This is a genomic window from Exiguobacterium sp. s40 (assembly GCF_018617905.1).
Classification (GTDB): Bacteria; Bacillota; Bacilli; order Exiguobacteriales; family Exiguobacteriaceae; genus Exiguobacterium; species Exiguobacterium mexicanum_A.
Window position 1 is genome coordinate 1 of record NZ_JACSLC010000034.1, and the last position, 927, is coordinate 927.

At 48.9% G+C, this 927-nt stretch carries 6 tRNA genes and 1 rRNA gene; all 7 read left to right on the forward strand.

Going from position 1 to position 927, the window contains the following annotated elements:
• Nucleotides 1-143 precede the first annotated feature (143 nt).
• The 7 genes from rrf (at nucleotide 144) to KNP02_RS14735 (ending at nucleotide 831) form a co-directional block, all read left to right on the forward strand.
• Nucleotides 144-259 (forward strand): 5S ribosomal RNA (gene rrf, locus KNP02_RS14705).
• An 11-nt stretch (nucleotides 260-270) separates the two neighbouring features.
• Nucleotides 271-346: transfer RNA gene (locus tag KNP02_RS14710), tRNA-Val, on the forward strand.
• A 9-nt stretch (nucleotides 347-355) separates the two neighbouring features.
• Nucleotides 356-431, forward strand: a tRNA-Thr gene (locus KNP02_RS14715).
• A gap of 34 nt (nucleotides 432-465) precedes the next feature.
• Nucleotides 466-552 (forward strand) — tRNA-Leu (locus tag KNP02_RS14720).
• A 31-nt stretch (nucleotides 553-583) separates the two neighbouring features.
• Nucleotides 584-660: transfer RNA gene (locus KNP02_RS14725), tRNA-Arg, on the forward strand.
• A gap of 7 nt (nucleotides 661-667) precedes the next feature.
• Nucleotides 668-744, forward strand: a tRNA-Pro gene (locus KNP02_RS14730).
• A gap of 11 nt (nucleotides 745-755) precedes the next feature.
• Nucleotides 756-831, forward strand: a tRNA-Ala gene (locus KNP02_RS14735).
• Nucleotides 832-927: the final 96 nt, after the last annotated feature.

The following is a 927-nucleotide window of genomic DNA, read 5'->3' on the forward strand; positions in this document are numbered from 1 at the left end:
CGTGTGGAGCTGAATGATACTAATCGGTCGAGGCTTTGATCTAGTCTAATGGTTTGTATGAATTGATGAGTCTTCAGTTTTGAGAGAACAATCTCTTAAAAAAGAGTTGACATTATGTTAAGATAATGTTAATCTCATATATGTCTGGTGGCGATGGCGAAGTGGCCACACCCGTTCCCATGCCGAACACGGAAGTTAAGCACTTCAGCGCCGAAAGTAGTTGGGGGTCTCCCCCTGTGAGGATAGGACGTTGCCAGGCATTACATATTTGGAGGATTAGCTCAGCTGGGAGAGCACCTGCCTTACAAGCAGGGGGTCGGCGGTTCGATCCCGTCATCCTCCACCATTTACACCTGCCGGTGTAGCTCAGTTGGTAGAGCATCTGACTTGTAATCAGAGGGTCGAGGGTTCGAATCCTTTCGCCGGCACCATTTTTAAAATAGTCTACCGCATGAATTATACCTTGCCGGGGTGGCGGAATTGGTAGACGCACAGGACTTAAAATCCTGCGAGGGTTTCCTCGTGCCGGTTCAAGTCCGGCCCTCGGTACCATCTTAATATCCCATGAAAGTTCATTCGTCTCGCACCCTTAGCTCAGCTGGATAGAGCGTTAGACTACGAATCTAAAGGCCGGGAGTTCGAATCTCTCAGGGTGCACCATCTATTTCGGGAAGTAGCTCAGCTTGGTAGAGCACTTGGTTTGGGACCAAGGGGTCGCAGGTTCGAATCCTGTCTTCCCGACCATCATAACTTTTGGGGCCTTAGCTCAGCTGGGAGAGCGCCTGCCTTGCACGCAGGAGGTCAGCGGTTCGATCCCGCTAGGCTCCACCATTTTTTAAACTGACGAACTTTGAAAACTGAACGATGAGGCAAAAATGTTTTACAATTTTTGAATGAAGCGCAAGCTTCGTCATTTTTAAAGAGCTA